The sequence below is a fragment of the Nocardia africana NBRC 100379 genome, from assembly GCF_001612635.1.
Lineage (GTDB): Bacteria > Actinomycetota > Actinomycetes > Mycobacteriales > Mycobacteriaceae > Nocardia > Nocardia africana.
On sequence record NZ_BDAV01000073.1, the window covers coordinates 1 to 1508 of the forward strand.

Below are 1508 nucleotides of genomic sequence, written 5' to 3' on the forward strand. Positions count from 1 at the left end.
CGATCTGTTTGTCGTAGCGGCGCAGCTGCTGGGTATGGATCGCGTCTCTGCGGTTGTACTCACCGCGCAGGGCCCGCACCTGCAACCCGTGAACCTTGTCCCGGCGTTCCTCGCTGGCTTCGTCGCTGTCCTTGGCCCGGGCTGCTCTGTCCTGATCATGTTGCAGGCGCGCGTTTTTGACTTGCATCTCGAGCAGGTGCTCGCGGTAGCGGCCGGCCTTGATCGCCATATCGGCCCAGTGCTCGAGGCGACCATGCTGCGCCCTATCGATGTAGCCCTGGATCTGCGCGCCGTGGACGTGGTTCTTGCGTTGCTGTTCGGCGATCCGGTCGTCTTGGCGTTGGGCGAATTCTTGCCGCGAGCGTGATTCGCTGCCGCGGCGCTGCAGCAGGTTCATCGTCATCGCCGCGGTTTGCATCGCCTGCACGAACCCGGCTTTGACCGCTTGCCCGCCCTCATCGACCGGGTCACCGTTGCCGCCGGTCACGACGCCACCTGCACATTCGACAGCAGCCACCGCGCGCCATTGCCGGTCTGTGTGCGGTGCGCGATCGCGAACACGACCAGCCGCAGAGCGGGCGTGCTGTCGCTGGGGTGCATGCTCACCGTCACCACACGCGCCGCCCGCGACGCGGTGTCGGCGGGGTGATCATCGGCCGTGGGGCGGGCAGTCGCGGTGACCGTGACGTGCAGGTCGCGCCACCGCTCCCACATGTCGGCTGTTACGGGGACCAGTGCGATCGCCGCGGGTGCACCGCTGCGCGCGAATTCGGGGTCCAGCAGCGGCGTCGCGGCCTCGAACGCGCGTCGGGGGTCGAGCCCCTCGGCAGGCCGGTAGGTGAACATCGTCTGCAGTGCTGCCGAAGTGACCGAGTCGGCCGAGCACGGGTCGACAGCGGTAAAGGGTGGATCGAATCCTGCACCTGCACAAGAGGGTTCGTCGGGCGGTCGGCCGCGTGATGGGTGTTCGGTGCACGCGGTCAGCAGGTACATTCCGGCCAAGACGGTGAGCAAGGTTGCGATGGGGCGTGAGGTCATTGCTGGTTCCTCGAGTGTTGGATCAGGCAGGTGAGATCGGCGCGCCGCCAGTCGACCCAGACGCCGAGCTGATGGCCGGTCGCGGGATTGGTGGCGGCGTCGACGACCAGGTCGAGCACCAGGCCGCTGGTGAACGCCGCACGGTGCAGGGCGCCGGGGTCCGCGACGAAGCGGGATGTGACGATGCGCAGAGTGGCCACGTCCGCGCCCCAGAGGTCCTTCCCGTGCGCGGCGAGCCAGATCGCTTGCAGCGCTGCCGTTTCGATGGCGGCGTCGTCGCTGTCCACGATCAGGTCGCGGTGGAAGCGATCGTGGGCCACAGTGCGCCCGTCGGGCCGGCAGATGGTGAAGGTCTGCCGCGTCGCGGCGACCCAGGCCAGAAGATGCGGCCCCGCTGATGCCCGCGCGGCGAGCCGTTGCTCGTGGGTGTAGCGACCGTTACCGGCTGCACTGGCCATCGTGGTGTTGCG

Annotated in this window: 3 protein-coding genes; all 3 read right to left on the minus strand. The window is 68.2% G+C overall.

Annotation, left to right across the window (positions count from 1 at the left end; all coding sequences use genetic code 11):
• A partial coding sequence (locus tag NA3_RS35265) for a hypothetical protein (RefSeq protein WP_157126659.1) occupies positions 1-487 on the minus strand: 487 nt, incomplete at its 3' end.
• Positions 484-846 (minus strand): hypothetical protein, encoded by a 363-nt coding sequence (locus tag NA3_RS35270; protein WP_062969253.1) that lies wholly within the window; start codon positions 844-846, stop codon positions 484-486. The genes NA3_RS35265 and NA3_RS35270, both read right to left, overlap by 4 nt.
• Before the next feature lie 188 nt (positions 847-1034).
• On the minus strand, positions 1035-1508 hold a 474-nt coding region (locus NA3_RS35275; protein ID WP_218021962.1), incomplete at its 5' end, for a hypothetical protein.